Here is a 25137-nt window from a genome sequence, read left to right as displayed (position 1 = left end):
GGAACCGGACATATCCTTAACAGAAGCATCAAATACATAAAATCAGGACAGTGATAGAAAGTTATTTTAAAATCGCAATTCGCAGTCTTTGGCGCAATAAGGCCTTCTCTGCAATTAATATATTCGGCCTCGCTACAGGGCTGGCCACCTGCATAGTGATTATGCTGTTTGTTAAACATGAACTCAGCTATGATACCTACAGTAAAAAAGCAGATCGTACGGTCCGGGTTATTTTTCGTGGGAAAGTACAGGGCCAGCAGATGCGGGAAGCCAATGTATTTCCGCCCGTAGCTAAAACGATGTTGAAAGATTATCCCGAAGTAGAAGAAGCTACAAGATTAAGTGTTGGCGGAGCTCCGACCGTTGTGATCGGAAACAAGACCTTCAATGAGAGAAACATTGCGATGACTGATCCCAACTTTTTCACATTGTTTACAATCCCATTATTGCTGGGAGATGCAAAGACTGCGCTTTCAGAACCAAACAGCCTGGTTATTACCAGGGAAATGTCCAACAAATATTTTGGTACTGAAAATCCAATTGGAAAAATTCTCACATTTAAAAACTTTGGAAAAGATTATAAGGTTACCGGGCTTATCGACAAGATTCCTGACGCATCCCATTTTCACTTCGATATGTTTGCATCACTTACCGAAGTACCTGATGCATCATCAAATTCATGGATGACCTCCAATTATTATACATACCTGGTATTAAAACCTGGATACGATTACCACAGGCTCCAGGAAAAATTACCATTGGCGGTTGATAAATATATGGGTCCCCAGTTAACACAGGCCCTGGGGGTCAGTTTGAAGGAATTCAGAGCTGCAGGAAACGATATTGGTATATTTTTACAACCGCTCCGCGAAATACATCTTCACTCAGATACTACCAACGATCTTGAACCTGCAGGTAATATCAGCTATGTTTATATCTTCAGTGCAATTGCATTATTTATGCTTGTGATTGCATGCATCAATTTCATGAACCTCTCTACTGCCAGTGCCGGCAAAAGAGCGAGGGAAGTGGGAATAAGAAAGGTAATGGGTTCTCTTAAATCTCAGCTTATCTGGCAATTCCTGATTGAGTCCCTGGTTATCACAACGATCGCAGTTATGATCTCCCTGGTATTTGTAGAATTTGCCTTACCCGTATTTAATAAATTATCCGGCAAAGAGCTGCAGTTATCCCTGGCCATGAGTTCATGGTTTCTTCCCGCACTTTGTGTAACGGGTATGATTACTGCATTTGTTGCTGGTACATATCCGGCTTTTGTACTGTCTTCATTTAACCCGGTGAAGGTGCTTAAAGGTAAGTTTCAGGCTTCTAAGGGTAATGTAAGTCTGCGAAGCGGACTAGTCGTTTTCCAGTTTGCGATATCTATAGTGCTGATGGTTAGTACAGCTGTGGTCTACAGTCAGCTGGCATACATCCAGAACAAAAAACTTGGTTATAATAAAGAACAGGTGGTCCTGATACCGGGAGCTCAGGATCTTGGTGAGAAGCAGGATTATCTCAAAGATATTCTCCGCAGTGATCCCCGTGTGGCAAGCTTTACCAGTTCGGGTTATTTACCGGCGGGTCCAAGCTATGGAAATAACTTTTTTGTTTTTGAAAAAAATTCTGCAGACCAGATCAAAACACTCCGGTATGATGTGGATGAAAATTATATCTCAACACTTGGGATGGAAATAAAGGAAGGGCGAAATTTTGCGGGCGACTTTGGCACCGATTCGAGTGCGATCATAGTAAATGAATCAGCCGCGAAAGCCCTTGGATGGAATGAAAATGCCATTGGCAAAACGCTTACGCATCCTGATAACAGTGGTAGTGTCAGAAATTATCATGTAGTGGGAGTGGTTAAGGATTTTCATTTTAAATCTTTACACGAAAAGATCTCACCACTTGTCATGACTTATAGCAAAAATTCAGGGCAATTGATAGTCAGGGTGAAAACGGAAGATATTGCCGGTGTGATTAAACAAATTGAATCCGGATGGAAATCACTCAAAATGGATCGTCCCTTTGATTATTCATTCCTTGATGAACAATTTTACAATACATACAAAGCGGAACAAAACACAGGTCAGATCCTGGGTATCTTTGCAGGTCTTACGATATTTGTAGCTTGTCTTGGTTTATTTGGTCTTGCAACATTTACCATAAGACAAAGAAACAAAGAGATTGGTATCAGGAAAGTTTTGGGCGCCAGCGTCTCTGGGATTGTGGTATTGCTTTCGAAAGACTTTTTAAAATTAATCGTAATTGCCTTTTTGATCGCTGCACCTGTTGGCTGGTTACTGATGAATAGGTGGCTCCAGAATTTTGAATACCGGATTGGAGTAGCCTGGTGGATCTTTGGCATAGCTGGCTTGTCGGCTATTATTATTACATTAGTTACGGTAGGTTTCCGGGGATTAAAGGCTGCGCTGATGAATCCCTCGGTTGTTCTGCGGAACGAATAGTTCTTTTCAGGTAATGGCTTGGCCAGGTTGTAATATTGAACTAACTTTTGCCGGGTAATTGTTTGCATATTTGCGGGTAACTGTTTGCATATTAAATGGCCAACGCCGGATCTTTAAAACAACCAAAGCCAATGGCAGCATATCAGTCGATTCAGGATACTGATCATATCACAGGTAATAAAGATGCACCGATCACTCTGATAGAATACGGAGATTTTCAGTGCCCCCATTGTGGACGTGCATATCCTATCATTAAAAACATTCTGCAAAACCTGGAAGGTAGCCTGATGTTTGTTTATCGTCATTTTCCACTTTCTAAGGTTCATCCTGAAGCGCGTATGGCAGCGGTGGCTGCGGAAGCGGCTGAAAAGCAGGGTTTGTTCTGGGAAATGTACAATATGCTTTTTGAGAACCAGCGTCAATTAAAAAATGATGCGATTATGAGATATGCGGGAATTATCGGGCTGAACCTTGCGCAGTTTGAGTCAGACATACAGGACGAAACTCTTTATAAGAAAGTGGAAAATGATTTCCTGGATGGATTGAAAAGTGGTGTTAATGCTACTCCGACATTTTTTGTAAATGGGCTAAAGTATGAAGATAGCTGGGATGGCAAGCGTCTTGAAGAATATTTACATTCACTGATAGTTATACGTTAATAAGCAACGCATTTGTAATTTAGGTTATGATTCTACTGTTTATAGATTATTTGAAACCACTTGCAGGAAAAATGCTGAAAGCGAATGTTTTTAATCGGGCTGACTGATCTTGTTTCCGCTTTAGCGTTGAAACTTCACCCTGAGGGCCTTCAGACCGGTAACGCCCTGCAAATCCTGGACTTCAACTTCTTCAATTGATTTTTCAAGTAAGCCAACGGCTTGAAGTTCGTTGATATAAATGTGATATTGCTTTGCTTCATCCTCGTCTGAATAAACGATTGCTATCTTGCCGGGCTCCGTCAAACGGTTCAGTGTTCCTTTGAGATATGCTTTGTCTATCCTTTTTTTAACTATTTCGAATCTTGCATTATAACTGCCATCGACGTCGAAACGTTTTTCATCCATGCGAAACCGGATGGCAAGGGGTTGCGTGTAAAGAAGGATCAGGGTTGTTACTTCGAGTGGGTAGGGAAGGGAATCACGCATCAGGAAATGTGTTCTTTCCATTTCACACAAAGTCTGCAGCTGCCATAATCTGATTTTGCCAAGCTTCCGGGGTGAAAGGTTTTTTCCGGGTGCGATCGAATCGCCAACATAAAGACTATGATCTAAACCATCTGTTTTAAATCTTTCAAAATAGTGCGGAAATATTTGTTGAGCCTCCGCTTGTCTTTCGTCGATAATCACAGCCATTTTTTCATTGATCCTTCGGACAGTTGTATCGTACAATCTCCGGTAATGATGATAGTCACCATTGTTTTTATTCGTTTCCCTGAAATAGTCTATGATCTGATTTGTCAGCGGATGGCCGGCGATCCTATCCAGCAAGCCATGCACCTCACTTTCAAGATAATGTGTGATCAGTTGTTCTGTTCCGGCATGAATAGGAAAGGCAAGCTCGCTGATAAAGTTCTCCATATGATATATGGCTGCTGAAAAATCAGGAACCTGAAGATTCTCATGGGTAATAAGCTGAATATTTCCACCAGTGGCCACAGGAATGGATCCTGCTGTAGCGGCATTTGAGAATGAAAGTTTGTTTGATCCCTTCAGGCCTGTAATATCTTTTAATAAAAGATGAACATCTGTAAGTTGCCTGAGTAGATCCTTACGTGTTGATTCATTCCTTGCATCTGAAGATCCCTTAATGTCGATCTGTCCATACAATGGAAATACATTGTCAAACACAATTTCAGGTAAGATCGAGGGTTCGCTCAATACATCATTGTGAATGGCTTCCAGGGCCGCATCCCGGAATTTCCAGTAAACACTTGGGTGCAGGGAAGTATAATTTCTTTGGATTACAGCTTGTATGCGATTTTGAAACTGGGCCACCATACTTTCAATGGTGTCGGTCAGAAAGGGCATAATAACGTCAAGCTTATTTGCATTAATACTATTAAGTTCCTGTTCCTTTCCTGAAACCACCTCCAAAAGGCCGAACATGTGATTGTTTTTTACTACCGGCGCAAGAATTACGCTTCTTATATCCTGGTCGCTAAGTCGGCTCGCCAGGGGACTCTCAGGATATTGCCTGCGGAAAGCAGCCGTATCCGAGATAGCAAAATATTTTTTAGATTCTATCAGGTGATGATAGGAAGGAGTACATAAGACATTTTTTGCCGCTTCCTTTACAGATTTGTTAAGCAGGAAACTATTCATCTTATAACCCATCCCTTCACCATTGAGCATTCCTTCGTTTTCATTAAACAAAGCAAAGCCGATACGGATGCCCGGGCTTCGATATATAGATCTGAAAATAGTTTCAACATTTTCCTGTAAATCCTGCGGCTGCAGGGTAAGCAACTTTTCTTTAAAAAGAGAGACGGCATTTTCAATGGTTACATCAACCAGGGTCATAATGGCGAAGCCTTTCAGGATATAACTTTCGGGAGGAAATTTTGCTTTCCATAAGTTAATGTCATCATAGTTGTCCATTAATTCGTCAATGTCATGCTGTGAAAGCTCTATTGAGCCTGGAGTCCGGAAGACGTTCAGGAAATCACCGTTGTAAAGTATACGATAATGTTTTATGACACCATTTGCCATGGGGATATCATAAAATAAAGGTTTTGAAAAATCAAGGTTGGTGCCATAGAGTTCATTCAGGATCAGGCAACAACTCAGTACATAAAACTGGTGATCATCAAAATCCCTGATCCGGAATTCGAAGCCAGGACCAGCAGCTGCAAGTATATTTTCGAATCGTTTTGTATGATTAAAAATTATGCCTGTATAAGGAAGAGTGACGGCTTTTATTTCATTTAAGGTAAGGGAAGGAGGGAAATAATCCTTTAATAGCCGGCGAAGAAGATCAAGGTGATCGCTGATTTCAGAAAAATCAGTAATGCCTGTTATTAACGCAGGTAAGCGGCTTAGCTCTTCCAGATCTTTACGTATCTGTGCTTTGTTTACCTTGTCATGATCTTTCAAAGTTTGCTCAAGACGGTCAATCAATTGTGCAAATGAAAATTGTATATGGAAAGGAGTTTCCTGAAACGCGGGGAAAAGCATTACAAATTTTTTCAAAGTTAAACAAAAACTTAACTGTCAATTAATATCTGCCTAATCTACAGGTAACATTGGCTTTGCAACTTTACATATTATTTGTGGCAACAATTCCAGCTTTGCCTTCAGTCGTTTCACAATGGCAGGCTTGCCTGCTAACGGAAGGAAGAACAAAAACCAACGGATGAAACCAAAAAAACGAAAAGTTGATCTTGTAGTCATTTCCGACGTTCATCTTGGAACCTATGGCTGCCGTGCAAAAGAACTGCTGCACTATCTCAAAAGCATTAATCCGACTACCATTGTACTCAATGGTGACATCATCGATATCTGGCAGTTCAGTAAAAGATACTGGCCCAAAAGCCACATGAAAGTTGTTAAGCACCTGATGCACTGGATAACGAAAGGCAAGAAAACCTATTACATAACAGGGAATCATGACGAAATGTTGCGGAGATTCGAAGGATTAAAAATGGGCTCTTTCAGCATTGTCAACAAATTAGTACTTGAACTGGAAGATGACAAGAGGGCCTGGATCTTTCATGGGGATGTTTTCGATGTCACCATGCAACATTCAAAATGGCTGGCGAAACTCGGAGCTATTGGGTACGACACGCTTATTGTTATAAATAGTGTTGTGAATTTTATTTCGGAGAAGGTATTTGGTAAAGGAAAGATTTCTTTATCAAAGAAAATCAAGAACGGCGTAAAATCAGCAGTTAAATTTATTAATCATTTTGAACAGACAAGTGCAGATATAGGAATAAGCCAACAATACGATTTTGTGGTTTGTGGTCACATTCACCAACCTGAGATCAGGGAGATTACAAATGCAAATGGATCTATTTTATATCTTAATTCCGGAGACTGGATAGAAAACCTGACGGCTTTGGAGTATCATAAAGGTCAATGGAGCATTTACAAATTTGCCGAGCATGGCCTTCTGGATATGATCCTTAACAAGGAAGAAGAAGAAATAGAATTATCAAACAACGAATTGTTTTCAAATTTGCTTACAGAATTCAGGATGATTAAGAAATGAAAATACTCTACGCTATCCAGGGTACTGGAAATGGACATGTTGCAAGGGCGACTGAGATAGTTCCGTTGCTAAACAAAAAGGGCCAGGTAGATGTTCTCATCAGTGGAAGTCAATCTGATCTTCAACTTCCGTTCCCGGTAAAATATAAGGTGGGAGGACTCAGCTTTATTTTTGGTAAAAAAGGAGGCATTGATCTTCTTGCTACTTATAAAAAAAGTCACCTCAAGCAATTATTAAAAGAGGTCAGCAAACTTCCTGTAGAAGATTATGATCTTATTATCAGTGATTTTGAGCCGGTTTCTTCCTGGGCATGTTATTTAAAAAACAGGACCTGCGTGGCACTCAGTCACCAGGCTGCAGTATTGAACAAGAAAACACCACACCCCAAAAAAACAGATCTTGTCGGAAGAGCAATCCTTAAGTCATATGCACCTGCTACTGTTAGCTATGGATTTCATTTCCGTGGTTATGATGAAAATATATTTACACCCGTTATAAGAAGCGAAGTGAGGAAACAGGCAACGGGAAACCTTGGTCATTACACCGTTTATCTTCCGTCCTATAGTGACAAACGGATCATCATTGAACTATCGAAATTTGAAGGTGTTAAGTGGGAGATCTTCTCAAAGCATTTTACTCATGCCATCTCATCAGATACAATAAAACTGTTACCTATCAATAGTGATTCGTTTTTGAAAAGCATGGCATCGTCACAAGGAGTACTTTGCGGCGCCGGCTTTGAAACCCCGGCAGAGGCTCTATATCTGGGAAAAAAGCTGTTGGTCATACCAATGAAAAACCAGTATGAACAGCATTGTAATGCGGCTGCTTTAAGTGAAATGGGAGTACCTGTGATAAAAAGCCTGAAAGAAAAACATCTGCATGTGATAAGTGAGTGGATGAAGTCAGGTCCAACCATTCCTGTGGATTATAAAGATGAAACTGCAGAACTGATAGACCGCATCATTGATACACATGCGGTGCATGCGCACACTCTTTCTGTTAGTCCGATCGGGCCTGAAAAACTGACAGTAAAAAAGCTGAGAGGACTGACCATCAAAAAAATCCTTTTAAAACTTTCTCATTAAGATGGCGTTTTCGAAGGTTGATTTTGGCGAAGATTTCGCCTGGGGCGTTTCGTCAGCTGCATTTCAAATTGAAGGAGCGGTGAACCAGGGTGGTAAAGGCCGTTCGATCTGGGATGAATTTTCACATAAAAAAGGGAAGGTCCGTAACGGGGACCTGGCTGACATAAGCTGCGACTTCTATCATAAGTTTCCGCAGGACCTGGCTCTTATGCGTTCAATGAATATTCAAAACTTTCGGTTTTCATTGTCATGGAGCAGAATATTTCCTTCCGGTACAGGGAATATCAGCAAATCAGGAGTTGACTATTACAATCGCCTTATTGATTTTTGCCTTGAACTAGGGATTGAACCATGGGTAACAATATATCATTGGGACCTGCCCCTGGAACTACAACATAAAGGGGGATGGTCAAATCGTGAAATTATTCACTGGTTTGAATCTTACGCTGCCTTCTGCATAAAAACATTTGGAGACAGGGTAAAAAATTGGATGATCCTGAATGAGCCTATGGTGTTTACAGGGGCAGGATATTTTCTGGGTATACATGCGCCGGGCAAGACCAATGTTGAAGAATTTTTTAGTGCCGTACATCACGCCGCTTTATGCCAGGCGATTGGTGGTGCGGTACTGAGATCATCCCGTTCGGATATAAAAATTGGAACCACCTTTTCCTGTTCGCAAATTCAACCGGCCTCACAAACCCAGTTTGATATAGCCGCGGCTTCAAGAATGGATGTCCTTCTTAACCGTTTATTTATTGAACCGCTTTTGGGTGAAGGTTATCCGTTAAAAGATCTCAGGATACTTCAGCGTATCGAATCGAATATAAAGGATGGCGATGAACAGCGACTTAAGTTTGACATGGATTTTGTTGGGCTGCAAAATTACACCAGGGAGGTTGTAGCCTACTCATGGCTGGTTCCTTACATGCAGGCAAAAATTATTAAAGCAGATGAGCGGCATGTTGAAAGAACAAACATGAACTGGGAAGTATATCCACCATCGATATATGCCATGCTAAAACAATTCGGTGCATATAAAAATGTTCCGCCGATTATTGTGACCGAGAACGGTGCAGCTTTTAATGATGTTATACATGACGGTATAATCAACGACCTGGAAAGAAAAAAATTCCTGCAGCTTTATATTGGCCAGGTTCTGAAAGCAAAAAATGAAGGTACTGCCGTCAAGGGTTATTTTGTCTGGACCTTTACGGATAATTTTGAGTGGGCCGAAGGCTTTGAACAGCGGTTTGGTATCGTAAATATTGACTTCACCACCCAAAAAAGGACGATTAAATCATCAGGGTTATGGTATAAAAAATTTCTTTCGGGGTTGCCCGTTGAAACAGGAGACCCGGAAGCAGTAAAAAATACGGAAGGAAACATTTCTAACGATATATTTGCGCCTTAATTGATGCCATAAAAATAAAAATTATTGGATATGAAAATCTCAGGTAAATTTTTTTTAACAGAACAAGGAAAGATAACAAGGCGTTCAAAATCTATGAAAGTTCAGAAGATATTATTGCTGGCCGTTTGTTATTTTTTTATAGTCGCCGTATCTGCGCAGCAAATGAAAATTGCAACATTCAATATACGGTATGATAATAAAAGAGACAGCGGGAATCTATGGGTAGACCGGGCTCCGATCGTATCAGCCCTGATAAGGTTTCATGACTTCGATGTCTTTGGCACCCAGGAAGGATTGAAAAATCAACATGATGATATCAGCCGGGCTTTGCCGGAATACACCCGTTATGGATTGGGCAGGGATGACGGAAAAGAAAAAGGTGAACATTCAGCAATTTATTTTAAGACAAGTGAATTCAAATTGCTTAAAAGTGGTGATTTCTGGTTATCAGAAACGCCTGATAAACCGTCGTTGGGATGGGACGCTACCTGTTGCAACCGCATTACATCATGGGTGTATCTGCAGCATAAAAAGACCGGTAAGAAGTTTTATATGTTCAATGCACATTTTGATCACCAGGGTGTAAAAGCAAGAAAGGAGAGCAGCCTGCTTATACTGAAAAAGATACGTGAAATTGCAGCCGGACAGCCGGCGATCTTTACAGGTGATCTGAATGGTTCACAGACCAGCGAATGGTACCTTACCCTTGCCAATTCCGATATTCTCAAAGATTCCTTCAAAGAAGTTAAATATCCTTATGTTAACAACGCTTCTTTCAACTCGTTTGGAAAAGCCAGGAAGAGTTTTGAGATCATTGATCATATATTTAGTACCAAACATTTTTCAGCGAGCAAATGGGGAATACTTACTGATACCTACAATGGGAAATTTCCATCAGATCATTTCCCTGTTGTTGCATACCTGACACTCAAATAATCAACTTTTTAGCGGTAATTTAAGGCTGGTCTGATATTTTTGCCAATTCGCCGGGCGCCTTCGGGCTTCCGGCGAATTATTAGTTTAGAAACAAATCCTAAGATGAGGCAAAAAAGGAATCGGGCCATATTACCAATATTACTTACGATCATTTTGTTCGCCCTTGAATCAAAGGTTCAGGCGCAGTTCAGCGACAGCATTACCCGTTATATCTCTTACACAGCGACCGGTGTAATAAATAAAACAGATGATGGGGATTCTTATGTTTTAAATAATAATCTTCGGTTCAATGTAAGGCGCAAGGATGTTTCATTGAACGCAGCTGCTGGTTGGATTTATGGAGAACAGAATGACCAGCGAACCAATAACGATTTCACATCTTCTCTTGATTTCAATCTCTTTAAAACATTTAAGCATTTCTATTATTGGGGATTGACTACTTATGAAAAAAGCTTTTCACTGAAAATCAATGACCGGTTCCAGACTGGTCTTGGCATTGCTTACAATATCGTCGAGAAAAAACCGCTGTTTATAAATGTGAGTGAGGGGGTTTTATTTGAGAAGAGTGATGTGTTTATCAATGATACAACAAGGGAGAAAAACAATATCCTTCGAAATTCCTTTCGCTTCAGGTATCGATGGGTCATAAAAGAAATTATAACTCTTGACGGAACTCATTTAATTCAAAATTCTTTATCGGATGGGAATGATTATATTCTCAAATCAGTAAATGGCTTAAGTTTTCGTTTATATAAGTGGTTAAACTTTACCACGGCTCTCACCTACAACAGAGTGGGGAAAACTGATCGTCAGAATCTTCTCGTGACATTTGGTTTGACCGCAGAAAAATATTTTTGACAGAATGTTTGATCAGTTTTGCTAAATAATTTAGTATTTCCTACATTTACAGTGAAAATCTGATTAATTATTCGATAAACGCAACATACAAAATGGAAACCTCTGATACATCAATTGCCTTATTCAGCAATAAGGTCCAGGCAGGATTTCCATCACCGGCTATGGATTACATGGAGGAGCGGATTGATCTCAATAAAGAATTTATTAAACATCCATTGGCAACATTTATTGTTGAATGTACGGGTGATTCCATGATCAATGCGTTTATTCCTCCAAAAGCAAAACTTATTGTCGATCGCTCCTTATCTCCCAAAAGCGGGGACATAGTTTTAGCTGTGATAAATGGAGAGTTTACGGTTAAGTTTCTAAAAAAAAACGATTACAATTGTTTTCTTATACCGGCGAATAGTAAGTACAAAGAAATAAAGGTACTTCCGGAGATGAATATGGAAGTGTGGGGAGTTGTTACAAGTATAATCACAGATACGAGGGATGTAAAAAGATGTATGCTTTAGTTGACTGCAATAATTTCTATGTTTCGTGTGAGCGTTTGTTTGATCCAAAACTTGCAGGAAAACCAATAATAGTTTTATCCAACAACGATGGCTGTGCCATTGCCAGGAGTGAAGAAGCAAAAAAGCTCGGCATAGATATGTGTACGCCCGCATTTATGATCCAGAACCTGATTGAAAAAAACGAAGTGAAGGTTTTCAGTTCCAACTATACATTATATGGCGATATATCCGACCGGGTGATGCAAACCATTGGCAGCTTTGTTCCGGGGATGGAAATTTATTCTATCGATGAAGCCTTCCTGGACATGCATGATTTGAACTTCGCTGACCTGTTAAGCATTGGTGCTGATATACGGAAGACGGTAAAAAGAAATATAGGCATACCAGTTACCGTTGGCATAGCGCCGACAAAAACGCTTGCAAAAATGGCTAACCGGTTCGCAAAAAAGAAACGAAAAGATGCCGGGGTTTTCTGGGCCGCCAATAACGAACTCATAGATGTGATGTTAAAGGAAACGGCCGTTTGCGACATTTGGGGCATCGGACATCAACACTCATTGTTGTTGAAAAAAAATGGGATTCATACGGCTTATGAACTTACAAGAGTTCCGGAGGAATGGGTACGGGTAAATATGTCGGTTGTGGGCCAAAGGCTATTGAATGAGCTACTTGGGATACCCACTATTCAATGGGAGTTTGAAACACCCTCGAAAAAGAACATTTGTACTTCCCGTTCATTTGGATACCTGTTAACTGATATAACGATCATCAAAGAAGCGCTTTGCAATCATGCGGCAACCTGTGCATTGAAATTAAGACAACAAAGAACCTGCTGTTCCTCGGTTCATGTATTTATTCAAACCAATCTGCATAGAGTGGGAGATCTTCAGTATTCGAGATCCATAGATGTGGAACTGGAGACCGCATCCAACGATAGTTCGGTAATTATCAAGGCGGCGTCAAAGGGACTTGATATCATTTTCAAAGAAGGATTCAGGTACATGAAATGCGGTGTGATTGTGTCAGAATTTGTTCCTGAAAACAATATTCAGCAAAACATGTTTGACAATTCAAACTTGGCAAGATCGAAGAACGTTATGAGCGCACTTGATAGTATCAATAAAAGCCTGGGTAAAGAAATTGTGAGATTTGCGGTCCAGGGATTTGAGAAAAAATACCGGTTGAAGACAGCATATATATCCCGGAAATACACAACGAATATTGACCAGGTAATAAAAGTTTTGAACTGATGTTTCAGCCTTTTGAAAAATTTAAAATTGAATATATAAGCAGCCTTATCGGGCTGAGTAAGTTATACATCGTTACACAGACTTATGCGCGGGGAACAACCGCCGGCGTTGCCGTGGAAAAAGATTCCCTGTTGCTGACTGACTATGATGATTTGGGTATAGCAATGATTCATTATAAGGCGGTGATCAATGATAGATTCGCGGCCATTATTCATCTTTCAAAGCCTGCTCATAAACAAAAGTTGACAGACATGTTAGCACCGGGATCCAACTATGATCTTTATTGGGCGGTTGTTAAAAGTAAAATACTGCTTGAGCGGCAGATTAATAAAAGGTACCGGGACAGTATGCGTGAGTATATTAAAGAAAATACGACATGGCGCATCGATCATGACACTACAGTCCGGCCTTCGCTCCAGCTGATTTTTGGTGAACTATTTATCGTAATTAAACATGGAAAACAGGTAGTAAGAGTTAAATTTGAGGAACTCGAAAAATGACCTGCAATGTGTTACGATATTTCGTTTACGGTGAACATTAAAGAATTGGGCGATTATATTCCAGACCTGGTCTATGATACACAGATCTCCATCAATTTTGATGCGACCATGCATATCATGGCTCATGGATATGGTGAACACCCGATTATTTACCGCGACAGGAATGACATGTTAATTCATTGCCGGCTGATGGAGTGGGGTTGTATTCCCTTTTATGTGAAAGAAGAAAAAGCATTTCTTTCGCAACGCAATACAATGCTGAATGCAAGAAGCGAACGCATCCTGGAAGATAACCGTAGTTACTGGTATAAAATAAGAAATCGTCGCTGCCTGATCCCTGTTTCAGGAATATATGAACATCGTGAAATTACCGGATGGAAGAAAAAAGTTCCATATTTTATTCAGCTGCATGAGCAACCGGTATTTTTTCTTCCGGGTTTGTATTCAGTTGCCGAATTACCGGACCTCGAAACGGGTGAATTGATAAAACGATTTACCTATACGCTAATAACGCGGAACGCTAACAGGGTGATGATGATGATTCATAACGGAGGTGATAACAAATTTCGCATGCCTTTGTTCCTGCCCTTAAGCATGTCAGTGGAATGGCTCAACGAGGATCTTACTGAAGATCATTATAAAGCTATTCTTGATTTTGAAATGCCTTCTGAGCAGTTGAAGTACCATCCCGTTTATACAATCAGGGGAAGAACCCCAAGACCTGATAATAAAATGAAAAACGAAAGATGGGAATGGGAAAAACTTCCTGAATTATAATTGCATTTGATCATTTTATTTTTTTTATTTCAAATTGAACTATCGTACATTAGGATAAGAGAATCTCCACTATCCTTTCATCGTTTACCTTTCTTATAAACCATAAAAGCTTATCTATGGCCAAAACTCTACTCAACTACACATGTAGTGCAGGCATACTATTGTGTGCACTGACACCATCCTTCTCCCAGGTTCCCGGTAATCCAAGACTAGACAGAGCAATCATTCCTAAATCGGCACCAGACAAAAGTGGTTCCAGGCTAAGTCCGGATCTGAGGAAGCTTGTTCTACAATCAAAGACAGCTGATATTACCAACCTTGCCAAACCTTCACCAGGGGATATAGGCAATGGGCTTGAAAGCCTCATCCAGGTATATAATGGTAAAGTTGTTATTGATGCAACCATAGCCGGAGATCAGGCTCAGGCCAGGCTTCAGCTCGAAAAAGCCGGCGCTACAATTACCGGCTCATTTGGGAGAATTATATCGGCACTTATTCCGATAGAATCCTTGCCCAAACTTGAACAGGCGACACAATTACAGTTTGTAAAGCCTGCTTATAAACCGAGGCATCAGCATCGACCTCTTCTAAAAAACGAATTATCTGAAAAAACTATGTACCAGCCTGCGCCAGTCCAGACGGTATACAGCCAGGGCGATACAGCCCAGGGGTCATATATTGCCAGGAACAAGTATAAGGCGAATGGCAAGGGTGTTAAGGTTGGTATATTATCAGACTCTTATAACAACCTGGGTGGGGCCGAAACCGGAGTATTGAATGGCGAGCTCCCCGGACCAAAAAATCCCTACAATTATAAGAAGCCGGTAACGGTTCTGTCGGACATGGACTCTGGTGGAATAGACGAAGGCAGGGCAATGGCTGAAATTGTCCATGACGTAGCTCCGGGAGCCGAGATCGCTTTCCATACTGCTGATTTTGGGCAAGCGGCTTTTGCCCAGGGAATTGTTGACCTTGCAAATATTGGTTGCAAAGTAATAGTTGATGATATATACTATTATGCCGAACCATATTTCCAGGATGGAATCATTGCCCAGGCAATTGATAAGGTAGTAAAAAAAGGGGCTACATATTTCACTGCGGCGGGAAATTCATCCAACAGGTCATATGAGATGAATTACAAACCGACGGACTATCAACCTCTGGGTCCTGGTTGGGGCACGGCTCATAATTTTGCAGCTCCTGGTGCCGCACCGATCTATTATCAGCCTGTATTTATTCCTACCGACGGGATTTTTACAGTTGGTTTCCAGTGGGATGATCCATTTTATTCGGCGGGCGGATTAGGAGCAGAGTCGGACCTCGATATATTTTTATTCGACAATAACGGTAATCTGATCTCCCGGTCGATATACAACAATATTGGTAACGACCCTTTTGAATTTCTTGGATTATATAATAACAGTCCAAATACTACTTTTTACATTAGCCTGGTTAAATATGCCGGACCTAATCCATCAAGGCTTAAATATGTCATGTTTGACCAGGGTTCTTTTTATTCCAATGTTCCGATCCCTGGCCAGTTTGCACCTGCTATAGTAGGCCATTCTAACAGCGCTGGGGCTATCTCCACCGGAGCAGCCTGGTATAAGTCAACTCCTGCATACGGGTTGGATCTTCCCTTGATTGAAGGTTTTTCTTCATTGGGTGGAACCATGATTTATTTTGATAAAGAAGGCATCAGGATACCTGCCATCCTCCGGAAGAAACCAGATATTACTGCCCCGGATGGTGGAAATACTTCTTTCTTCACAAGAGATGATGCGGGAGACACTGACGGATTTCCGAATTTCTATGGAACATCAGCCGCAGCCCCGCATGCCGCTGGTGCTGCCGCGTTAATGATAGATGCACAAAAGCTGAACACTTTAACACCGTCACAGATCCGGGGAATTATGGCTGCAAAAACATACGATATGGATAACCGTTATGCGGCTGGTTTCGAGAAAGGCTTTGATTACAATACCGGTATGGGGCTTATAAGAGCAGATCAATCAATAGGCGAAGTAAGGTTTCCGAATCTTTATATAAAAAATCTTGAACTCGTAGCATTGTGTTCCGATGATCCGGGCAAATCAAGAAATTGGAAAATTGTTAACCCAAATCCTTTCGAAGTAAAAGTTCATTGGTTCCTTACTGGATTTGGACAGGATAACAAAACATCTGTTCCACCAGGTGACACTTATTTCAGCACTCAAACCGGGTATTACCGGAACCAGCCGGTACCCAATATCGTGATATTGGACTGGGAAGATAATTTTGGATTTACCCGGTTTGACCTTGCATCTGCAAAAACAAACGAATGTAAAAATGATGTTGCAGGTACACAGGTACTCTCAGTTGGTGACAAGGCTGCCCTGGTAAAAGAAAAACCTGTAAAACCAGAAATTGCAGACGTATTTCCAAATCCCAGCAGCTCACAATTCAAACTATATTTATCGCTTAACAATCCAGGTAAAGCTGATATAACATTATTCACCGAAAGTGGTAAAATGCTCTATCGCAATAACGTCCAGGGAAGCGGCATTTATGACATTGATGCCAGCAATTACAAGCCAGGTTTATACCTGATGAAAATAAAACAAGGTTCCTTTACACGGACATTGAAGCTGATCAAACAATAATGACCTTAAAAAAATAAAAGCTAGTTACTGATCAACAGAAATCTTTTTCCGAAGGCAAAAACAAATCAGCGAAGGCAGTGGTAATTCCCTGCCTTCGTCTGTTTAGATAAGAGCAATTCCTATAAGATCTAAAGATAATTTGCATTGGAATAAATTTCTTCATTACTAAAATCGTTATATTGTTTGTGGCTTTAACCCTTTAACCTTATATGCGACTTTCAGTCTATGTGTACAAAACGTACCACAGGATCCTCCTTGAGCGTCTCATAACAAAACACGCTCATCACATTTCCGGTTCAATGCTGGATGTTGGTGCACTCAGCCCGCGATATAATCATTTGTTTAAAGCTTCTGTTACTTCCGTTGATATTGTTGTAAATGAGAAGCTCGGTGTTCAATATGGTGATATTGAAAAAGGCCTGACATTTGAAGATGCCGCTTTTGACAGCGTTATCTGCATCGAGGTCTTCGAATACCTGGATAATTATCAATCGGCAATCGATGAGATTCATAGGTTGTTGAAACCGGGAGGGAAAGCGTTGATCAGCTTGCCTTTCATTTACCGGGACCACCTTGATAATATCAGGTTAACCGAAAAAATGCTTAAATCAAAACTGAAACAGTTCAGTTCTGTTTCCAGCATACGGATAGGCAATGGTTATATCGTTGTCTGGGATATCCTTAAAAGGAAGATCTTCAGTATCAGGCTGAAACCGCTTCGATACTTTTTCTTTATTCTACTCTTGCCTTACCTGGCTATATTGAAATTATTTAATGTTCAGAAGATCAGGGATGATTTTTATTCCGGCCTGTTCATGATAATTCAAAAGTGATCGTTTGTTATCCTGATTAAGCCAACATCAGAACATTTTAAGGGCAAAGACATTTAACTTTACCGAAATCCATTTTAATGCGGGTATTGTTATTTATTTTTTTGTTCGGAGCAGCTAGCTTATCTGCCCAGGATACATTTTATTTTAAGAAAGGACTTGTGGTGAATGCACCCGTTCGGTATGGACGTGAAGCACTTTACATGGACGAGCTTGCATGGCAGCTCTATAAGGGCAATCTGAAATCCCCGGCTGATGGGGCCACGTTTATGAAAGATGATAAAGGCGAACCTGTAACATGGAAAGAAATTAAGGCCGACAGCCTGCATCGCCTGAGAGGCAGCGGTGGAGGATTTGGCGCTGGCCGCAGGGGACCGACCTATCTTTATCTGAGTTATAAATCTGATAAAGAAAAAACGGCGCTGGTGAATATCAGGGGTAATGCCGGATTTTATCTTAACGGGGAACCACATATGGGCGATGCTTATAGTTCAGGATGGTTATATGTACCGGTAAAGCTCAGGAAAGGATTGAATGAATTTTATGTCAGAGGAACTTTCGTTACTGCAAGCATGGTACTGAATACGAAACCTGTTTTATTAAGTACAGAAGATGCAACAATTCCCTCCCTCCTGGTCAACCAGGCAGAAAAGAAGGGTATGGCAGGTGTTGTTGTTATCAACACATCATCAAAAGAAATAGCAAACGCAACAATAAAAAGCATATTGGCCGGCAGAATAACTGAAACCAAATTACCTTCTATACCGGCATTGGCTATGCGAAAGGTTATTGTTGAATTCGACGCATCTGGCATTAGTATAGCAGGTAAACACCGTTGTGAACTCATATTATCACAGAAGTCCGGCCAGTTGGACACAGGAAGCATCATACTTGAGGCGCCCGTACCTGGTGCTCAATACAGTGCTACTTTCGTAAGTGCCATCGATGGAAGCCTTCAATATTATGCTGTTACTCCGCAATCAGATCCGAAACCGTCCGGCAATGCACTTTTTCTTTCTGTGCATGGTGCCGGTGTTGAAGCGATAGGGCAGGCCAGGGCTTATAAACCCAAAGATTGGGGAACATTGGTTGCAGCTACAAACCGGCGCCCCCGCGGCTTTAACTGGGAAGACTGGGGCCGGCTCGACGCATTGGAGGTGCTTGAAATTTCGAAAAAACAATTTAAGCCTGATCCCCGGCGTATATATCTTACCGGTCATTCGATGGGTGGTCATGGAACCTGGTTCCTGGGTGCAACATATCCCGACAAGTGGGCCGGCATTGCCCCTTGTGCAGGTTACCCAACATTAAAAGGATATGGCTCAGCTGATGGCCTGATACCCGATAGTAGTGCGAATCCAATTGAAAAAATACTATTGCGTTCAAGCAATCAAAGTGATGTGATCAAACTTGCCGGGAACTACAAGGCTTTTGGTGTTTATATATTTCATGGAGATGCCGATAAAACCGTTTCTGTAAATTATGCACGCCAGATGAAAAAGATCCTGGCGGATTTTCATCCTGATCTTAGTTATTATGAATATCCTGGCGGGGAACATTGGTTCGGTGATCATAGCGTTGACTGGAAGCCCATATTTGATTTTTTCAAATGGCATAATTTGCCCGCTGATACAACGAGGAACAATATAGACTTTACTACAGCCAGTCCCGGCATTTCTTCTTCTATGCACTGGGCAGCGGTTATGCAACAAGTTCATCCGCTTGAGTACAGCAGGATCCGGTTAAACCGAAACGTGGCATCAGGAGTGATAGCCGGTACAACAGAAAATGTAGAAATAATTAAACTAACCCTCGAAGGTTTTAGGCCGGGTACAAATGTTAAGATCACCCTGGATGGAGCCGGTGAAATTAAGCATACTGTTGCAGCGGATGGTGATAGTATATTTCTTCAAAAACAGCATCTCCAGTGGGCGAAATGCAAAGCCCCATCTGTTGCAGCAAAAGGTCCTCATCGTTATGGTACCTTCAAGGATGCATTCAATCATCAGATGGTATTTGTGTACGGAACTACTGGCAATGCTGAAGAAAACAACTGGGCATTGAACAAGGCGAAGTTTGATGCTGAAACCTGGTACTATCGTGGGAACGGGGCTGTAGATATCATAAGCGACAAAACATTTGATCTGGAAAAGTATGCCGGGCGGGGAGTGATTCTTTTTGGAAACGCCAATACAAACAGCGCATATAATAGTCTGCTCAAAGATTGTCCTATTAAGGTAGAACGTGGAAAAATAACTGCAGGTGATAAATCATGGAACGGTGATGACCTCGCGACCTATTTTGTCTGGCCGATCAAAGGTTCATCAAACGCGTCTGTTGGAGTAATATCTGGCACGGGCCTCAAAGGTATGCGTGCAGCTAATGCTAATCAATATTTTGCCGGCGCAAGTGGATTTCCTGATTTTATGATCTACTCAATCGATATGCTTCATGAAGGAACAAAACATCTGAAATCAGCCGGTTTTTTTGACAATAACTGGAAGCTTGCAGATGCGGAACAACATTCAGTGCAGTAAGATAAACCCATGATCAGATAACTGAATAGTTTTATCTTACAATTATCTCAAAAAAAACATATGAGAACAATTTCAATTACCGGAGCCGTAATTTTTGTGGTGTTGCTTTCATTTACCCTGAAGCCCATAAATGTAAAAGCTCCGGCAGTTCAACCACCTGCCCCTGTTCTACCTGTTCCTACCGAAAAACAACTGCGGTATCATGAAATGGAAATGAATGCATTCATCCATTTTACTACCAATACATTTACTGATCTTGAATGGGGGATGGGTGATGAAAGCCCCGCAATATTCAATCCAACATCGCTCAATGCGAAACAATGGGCAGGTGTTGTAAAAGAAGCAGGGTTTAAAGGTCTTATTCTGACAACAAAACATCATGATGGATTCTGTTTATGGCCATCAAAGTTTACTGATCATTCACTCGAAAAAAGCCCTTATAAAAATGGCAAGGGTGACATCGTAAATGAAGTTTCAGATGCAAGCAGGCAGGCAGGCTTGAAATTCGGTGTATATCTTTCGCCCTGGGACCGCAACCGTTCCGATTATGGCACACCGTCATATGTTGAGTATTACCGTAACCAGCTAAAAGAATTGTTTACCCAATACGGGCCCGTATTTGAGATGTGGTTTGATGGCGCAAATGGTGGAAAAGGATACTATGGAGGAAGTAATGAAACGCGGAAAATTAATAGTGCAACCTATTATGACTGGCCGAAAACGCTTCAGATCGTAAGGTCAATACAACCTGATGTTTTGTTTTTCAGTGATGCAGGTCCTGATATCCGCTGGGTTGGCAACGAACGTGGAACTGCCGGTACCACCAATTGGAACACTATCACAAATGATACTTTATATGCCGGTAAATCAGGTATTGAAAAACTTTTGAATAGTGGAAGTGAGGACGGTAAGAGCTGGGTGCCGGCTGAAGTAGATGTTTCAATCAGACCAGGTTGGTTTTATCATGCAAAAGAAGACTCTTTGGTAAAGTCGCCTGAAAAATTGTTTGAGATATATCTCAGTTCAGTGGGCAGGGGATCAAACCTGCTGCTAAATCTTCCGCCGGATAGAAGAGGACTTATTCACGAAAACGATATAAGGGCATTGAAGGGATTCAAAGCCATAAAAGATGCGGCTTTCAAAAACAACCTCGCAAGCAGAGCCCGGATTACCGCAAGTAATACAAGAGGTAATGATAAAACTTTTGCTGCTTCCAATCTTAATGACCAGCAGAAAGATAATTATTGGGCAACAGATGATGAAGTACGGAATGCCGAAATTGAAATAAGCTTACAGCGCCCGGAAACAGTAAGCTATATTGTATTGCAGGAATATATCAGGTTAGGACAACGTATAAAATCATTTTCAGTTGAAGCTATGGTGGATGGATCATGGAAAGAAATAGCCACCGGTACAACAATTGGGTATAAAGTGATAAAAGCGGTTAAACCTGTATTAACACAAAAACTCAGGATCAGTATTAAGGATTCTAAAGCTTGCCCGGTTATTTCAGGCATCAGCATTTATTAGAGGTTATTTCACGCATCAGCTTTTTAGGAATTTAAATAATTAGTATTAAATCATTTTATCGTTTATTAGAATTAGAACGTTTAGAATTAGAACATTTGATTAATGTAGAATCATTAAGTAGCGTTAAAACAAATATGGGTGGTTTGTGCATATGCACATCCACCCATATTTCAATTTCCATTGCCACAAAAAACGATTGTGACAACGTGCTACTAATGCTCAGTTAACCTAATCCTTTTAGCCAGGTAACGAGTTCGTCCTTGCTTTTTCCAAGTTTTTGCTGGAGACGACCCAACAATTCATCGTCTTTTCCATCTTCATATTTCAGATCGTCATCAGTTAGGTCAGCATGAGCCTGTTTAACTTTGCCTTTTATCTCGTTCCACTTACCTTTTAATTCTAATTTATCCATGATCTTGTTTCTTATAATACTTAAAGAATTGTGCCATTGCCTGGAGTTCTCTTTATCTTATTAGGGATCAAAAGTTTAGAAATAATAATGACCTGGTATGTGCTTCGCCTGAGCAATGATTTCAACAGCCACAAATAAAAAAAGCACACATTTCTGTATGCTCTGTTTTACGTTATGTTTAACAAATGTCAGGCAGGAACCGCTTCCAGTTGCGCAACCTGTATATTTGCCAGGAGTTTAATGTCTTCTCCAAGGGCAAGTCCACCTGCTTCAGTGATAGAATTATAAGTTAGACCAAATTCTTTGCGGTTGATCTTACCAGATACTTCGAAGCCATGTTTTACATTACCATAACCATCTTTTTCAGAACCGCCGTATTCAACATCAAGTTCTACTGGTTTGGTAACACCATGCATGGTAAGATTGCCGGCTAATTTATAGTCATCACCTTTCACTTTTGTAAATGATGTTGATTCGAAATCGATTGTTGGATATTTGTCGGTTTCAAAAAAGTCTGTATTCTTCAGATGCGCGTCACGTTGCGGTTGATTTGTATCAATACTGTCAACATCAATTGAGAAATCAACTTTCGCGTTTTCGAATTCACCTGATGTTGAAGTCGCTTTACCGTTGAAAGACTTGAATGTACCGGTAACGGTAGAAATCACCAGGTGTTTCACTTTAAAATGTACTTCAGAATGCGTGGGGTCTATTGCCCAGATTGTTTTTGCCATGATTGTTCGTTTGATAAATGTTAGTATAATTAATAAATATTTTAATGCTTGATTCCAGCCAGGAAGTTGTTAACCGATTCATTGAGTACCGGATCGTTCAGGTCAGGAATTTCTTTCTCCCGGGCCATCATTTGAATCGATACAAGTCCATGAAGCATTGACCAGAAACTTTTCATTTTTGTTAAGCTCTCATTTTCACTAATGACCCTTCCTTCATAAAGATGCAGTATGGTGTTTCTTAAGGTTTCTATCAGTTCTCTTAATTCTTTCATTTCGTTCACGGTTTCACAACCTGGCATGCCCATACCATACATCAGCTGATAAAACTCCTGGTTCTCAAAAGCAAAATTCCAATATGCGAAAGTCACTGACCGCAGGTGATCCACCGGGTCCGTTATCTTCTTACCGGCAAGTATCAAATCTTTATTCAGCAAGCTGAAACCCTGCCGGGTAAACTCGCTCAATATTGCTTCCTTATTTTCAAAATGATCGTAAATCACAGGTATGCTATATTCGATAGCTTCCGCTATTTTCCGGATCGATAATCCCTGCCAGCCTTCTTCCTTAACAAGCTTCCAGGCTGCTGTAAGTATTGAGTCATATACTTCCTCTTTCTGCCTTTGTTTTCTTTCTATCGTACCCATTTCTTTTAATTGTGTTAGTCTTCCTAACTGCGTTAGCAAATCTAAGACGGTTATCATTATTTACCAAATTAAAGTTCAAACATTAATCCGTTTAAACACAATGGGAACCTATATTGTATTATATTCGGTGTGTAAACATCAATATATCATGGAGTTAGACAGAAAGGCGGATTTTGTGTTCAAATTGTTAAGATTCAGAACGCGGCAGAACATCGGTGGTCAGATCATGCTTAATTGACTTGCTATTTTCTTAAACACATCTCAGTAGTTATAAATAAATTGCTGGTTCTTTATGAAAGTCGGACTTTTTATTCCCTGTTATGTTGATCAATTCTATCCAAAGGTGGCCATTGCCACCCTGGAGTTACTGGAAAAGCATGGTTGTGAGGTAGTATTTCCATTGAACCAGACCTGTTGTGGACAGCCAATGGCGAACAGCGGTTATGCGAACCTGTCCAAAGGTTGTGAGCGTAATTTCCTGGAAAACTTCAGGGGATTGGATTATATAGTTTCACCATCGGGGAGCTGCGTTCTGCATATCAAAGAACATTTACATGATGATAAGGATCCCGCCGTTGCCCTGGCTATCAGTGAAAATATTTATGAACTAACCGAGTTCCTCACGGATATACTTAAGGTAGACAACCTTTCTGCCAGTTTCCCACATAAAGTTGGCCTTCATGTTAGCTGCCATGGACAGCGTGGCCTTTTTATTTCATCTATGTCTGAGCTGGTGAGTCCGTCATTTTCCAAACCCGAACAACTGCTTGGAATGGTAAAAGGTCTCCGTTTATCAAAGCCGGAACGGGTAGATGAATGTTGTGGTTTTGGAGGATCGTTTTGTGTTTTTGAAGAAGCTGTATCTGTGAAAATGGGCAAGGATCGTTTAAAAGAACATGCAGTTAATGATATCGAATTTATTACCGGTACGGATGTGAGTTGCCTGATGCATCTTGAGGGCATATTACGCAGGCAGGGTAGTGCAGTTAAGGTGATGCATATCGCTGAAATATTAAATCAAAATAACAATGCCGGTACTTAGTCATTCTGAAGCCGCGGCAGCATTTATTGCTGATGAAAAGCGTACCGACTGGCATGATGAAACGCTGTGGTTCGTTCGTGAGAAACGTGACCGAGCTGCACATACGGTTACTGAATGGGAAACCCTGCGCCAGCTGGCATCTGATATTAAGGATCATACATTGTCTGATCTTGACAATTATCTTTTGCTATTCGAGCAAAAAGCTATTTCAAATGGCATCCGTGTGCATTGGGCTGCTGATGCCAAAGAACATAATGAGATTATTTACCGGGTCATCCGTGACCATAAAGTGAGCCGGATAGTGAAAAGTAAATCGATGCTCACCGAAGAGTGTCACCTGAACGATTTCCTGGTTAAGCAGGGCATTGAGGTGGTAGACACGGATCTTGGTGAAAGGATTGTTCAATTCAGAAAAGAAACTCCCAGTCATATTGTACTTCCTGCCATACATCTGAAAAAGGAAGATGTAAGCGCAACTTTTCACGAACATCTTAATACTGAAAAAGGCAATAATGACCCACAATATCTTACTGAAGCTGCGAGGCAGCATCTTCGTGACAAATTCATCCAGTCTGAGCTTGCTATAACAGGAGTAAACTTCGCCATTGCAGAAACCGGTGGATTTGTGGTTTGTACCAATGAAGGCAATGCTGACATGGGTGCACATGCAGCTGCTATCCATATTGCCTGTATGGGTATCGAAAAGATAATACCCAGGGCAGCTGATCTCGGCGTTTTCCTCAGGTTACTT

At 40.9% G+C, this 25137-nt stretch carries 21 protein-coding genes; 17 read left to right on the top strand and 4 right to left on the bottom strand.

Annotation, left to right across the window (positions count from 1 at the left end):
- Nucleotides 1–50 precede the first annotated feature (50 nt).
- The gene (locus VK664_RS28665) at nucleotides 51–2468 is read left to right on the top strand and encodes an ABC transporter permease (RefSeq protein WP_461402170.1); all 2418 of its coding nucleotides are present in this window, start codon (nucleotides 51–53) and stop codon (nucleotides 2466–2468) included.
- 131 nt (nucleotides 2469–2599) lie between these two features.
- Nucleotides 2600–3127 (top strand): DsbA family protein, encoded by a 528-nt coding sequence (locus VK664_RS28660; protein WP_461402169.1) that lies wholly within the window; start codon nucleotides 2600–2602, stop codon nucleotides 3125–3127.
- A gap of 120 nt (nucleotides 3128–3247) precedes the next feature.
- On the opposite strand, the gene VK664_RS28655 is transcribed toward VK664_RS28660, so the two are convergent.
- On the bottom strand, nucleotides 3248–5656 hold the full coding sequence (locus VK664_RS28655; protein ID WP_461402168.1) for a GAF domain-containing protein: 2409 nt from the start codon (nucleotides 5654–5656) through the stop codon (nucleotides 3248–3250).
- Nucleotides 5657–5819: 163 nt separating this feature from the next.
- On the opposite strand from VK664_RS28655, the gene VK664_RS28650 reads away from it, so the two are divergent.
- The 13 genes from VK664_RS28650 (at nucleotide 5820) to VK664_RS28590 (ending at nucleotide 21554) form a co-directional block, all read left to right on the top strand.
- Nucleotides 5820–6677 (top strand): UDP-2,3-diacylglucosamine diphosphatase, encoded by an 858-nt coding sequence (locus VK664_RS28650; RefSeq protein ID WP_461402167.1) that lies wholly within the window; start codon nucleotides 5820–5822, stop codon nucleotides 6675–6677.
- Nucleotides 6674–7765, top strand: coding sequence for a glycosyltransferase family protein (locus VK664_RS28645; protein WP_461402166.1), 1092 nt, complete (start codon nucleotides 6674–6676; stop codon nucleotides 7763–7765). The genes VK664_RS28650 and VK664_RS28645 overlap by 4 nt, the downstream gene beginning before the upstream one ends.
- A 1-nt stretch (nucleotide 7766) precedes the next feature.
- Nucleotides 7767–9179, top strand: a complete 1413-nt coding sequence (locus VK664_RS28640) for a GH1 family beta-glucosidase (RefSeq protein WP_461402165.1) — start codon at nucleotides 7767–7769, stop codon at nucleotides 9177–9179.
- Between the two features lie 30 nt (nucleotides 9180–9209).
- Complete coding sequence (locus VK664_RS28635) at nucleotides 9210–10115, top strand: endonuclease/exonuclease/phosphatase family protein (RefSeq protein ID WP_461402164.1); 906 nt, start codon at nucleotides 9210–9212, stop codon at nucleotides 10113–10115.
- A 102-nt stretch (nucleotides 10116–10217) separates the two neighbouring features.
- Nucleotides 10218–10973 carry a DUF481 domain-containing protein gene (locus VK664_RS28630; protein ID WP_461402163.1) on the top strand — a complete coding sequence of 252 codons (756 nt, stop codon included), beginning with the start codon at nucleotides 10218–10220 and terminating at the stop codon, nucleotides 10971–10973.
- A 92-nt stretch (nucleotides 10974–11065) separates the two neighbouring features.
- Nucleotides 11066–11488: a LexA family protein gene (locus tag VK664_RS28625; protein ID WP_461402162.1), complete on the top strand. Its 423-nt coding sequence runs from the start codon at nucleotides 11066–11068 to the stop codon at nucleotides 11486–11488.
- Nucleotides 11476–12738: a Y-family DNA polymerase gene (locus VK664_RS28620; protein ID WP_461402161.1), complete on the top strand. Its 1263-nt coding sequence runs from the start codon at nucleotides 11476–11478 to the stop codon at nucleotides 12736–12738. The genes VK664_RS28625 and VK664_RS28620 overlap by 13 nt, the downstream gene beginning before the upstream one ends.
- On the top strand, nucleotides 12738–13238 hold the full coding sequence (locus VK664_RS28615; protein ID WP_461402160.1) for a hypothetical protein: 501 nt from the start codon (nucleotides 12738–12740) through the stop codon (nucleotides 13236–13238). The genes VK664_RS28620 and VK664_RS28615 overlap by 1 nt, the downstream gene beginning before the upstream one ends.
- 6 nt (nucleotides 13239–13244) lie before the next feature.
- Entirely contained in the window at nucleotides 13245–14015 is a 771-nt protein-coding gene (locus VK664_RS28610; protein WP_461402159.1) for an SOS response-associated peptidase, read from the top strand.
- Nucleotides 14016–14131: 116 nt separating this feature from the next.
- Nucleotides 14132–16657, top strand: coding sequence for a S8 family serine peptidase (locus tag VK664_RS28605; protein ID WP_461402158.1), 2526 nt, complete (start codon nucleotides 14132–14134; stop codon nucleotides 16655–16657).
- Between the two features lie 209 nt (nucleotides 16658–16866).
- A complete protein-coding gene (locus tag VK664_RS28600) occupies nucleotides 16867–17490 on the top strand; it encodes a class I SAM-dependent methyltransferase (protein WP_461402157.1) in 624 nt (207 codons plus the stop codon).
- A 77-nt stretch (nucleotides 17491–17567) separates the two neighbouring features.
- Nucleotides 17568–20024, top strand: a complete 2457-nt coding sequence (locus tag VK664_RS28595) for a carboxylesterase family protein (protein ID WP_461402156.1) — start codon at nucleotides 17568–17570, stop codon at nucleotides 20022–20024.
- Between the two features lie 60 nt (nucleotides 20025–20084).
- Nucleotides 20085–21554: an alpha-L-fucosidase gene (locus VK664_RS28590; RefSeq protein ID WP_461402155.1), complete on the top strand. Its 1470-nt coding sequence runs from the start codon at nucleotides 20085–20087 to the stop codon at nucleotides 21552–21554.
- 223 nt (nucleotides 21555–21777) lie between these two features.
- Here the strand turns inward: VK664_RS28590 and VK664_RS28585 are convergent, their stop codons facing one another.
- The 3 genes from VK664_RS28585 to VK664_RS28575 all read right to left on the bottom strand — a co-directional run bounded on the left by VK664_RS28585 (nucleotide 21778) and on the right by VK664_RS28575 (nucleotide 23401).
- Nucleotides 21778–21966: a CsbD family protein gene (locus tag VK664_RS28585; RefSeq protein ID WP_461402154.1), complete on the bottom strand. Its 189-nt coding sequence runs from the start codon at nucleotides 21964–21966 to the stop codon at nucleotides 21778–21780.
- Nucleotides 21967–22154: 188 nt separating this feature from the next.
- Nucleotides 22155–22700, bottom strand: a complete 546-nt coding sequence (locus VK664_RS28580) for a YceI family protein (protein WP_461402153.1) — start codon at nucleotides 22698–22700, stop codon at nucleotides 22155–22157.
- A gap of 41 nt (nucleotides 22701–22741) precedes the next feature.
- A complete protein-coding gene (locus tag VK664_RS28575) occupies nucleotides 22742–23401 on the bottom strand; it encodes a TetR/AcrR family transcriptional regulator (RefSeq protein ID WP_461402152.1) in 660 nt (219 codons plus the stop codon).
- Between the two features lie 235 nt (nucleotides 23402–23636).
- Here VK664_RS28575 and VK664_RS28570 point away from each other — a divergent pair, with 235 nt between their 5' ends.
- Together VK664_RS28570 and VK664_RS28565 are read left to right on the top strand one after the other, a co-directional pair.
- The gene (locus VK664_RS28570) at nucleotides 23637–24386 is read left to right on the top strand and encodes a (Fe-S)-binding protein (RefSeq protein WP_461402151.1); all 750 of its coding nucleotides are present in this window, start codon (nucleotides 23637–23639) and stop codon (nucleotides 24384–24386) included.
- On the top strand, nucleotides 24373–25137 hold a 765-nt coding region (locus tag VK664_RS28565), incomplete at its 3' end, for an LUD domain-containing protein (protein ID WP_461402150.1). The genes VK664_RS28570 and VK664_RS28565, both read left to right, overlap by 14 nt.

Source organism: Flavitalea sp. (genome assembly GCF_035489435.1).
Lineage (GTDB): Bacteria > Bacteroidota > Bacteroidia > Chitinophagales > Chitinophagaceae > DATHKG01.
Note: the sequence above shows the minus strand (reverse complement) of the source record. Positions and strands in the feature narration are given on the sequence as shown.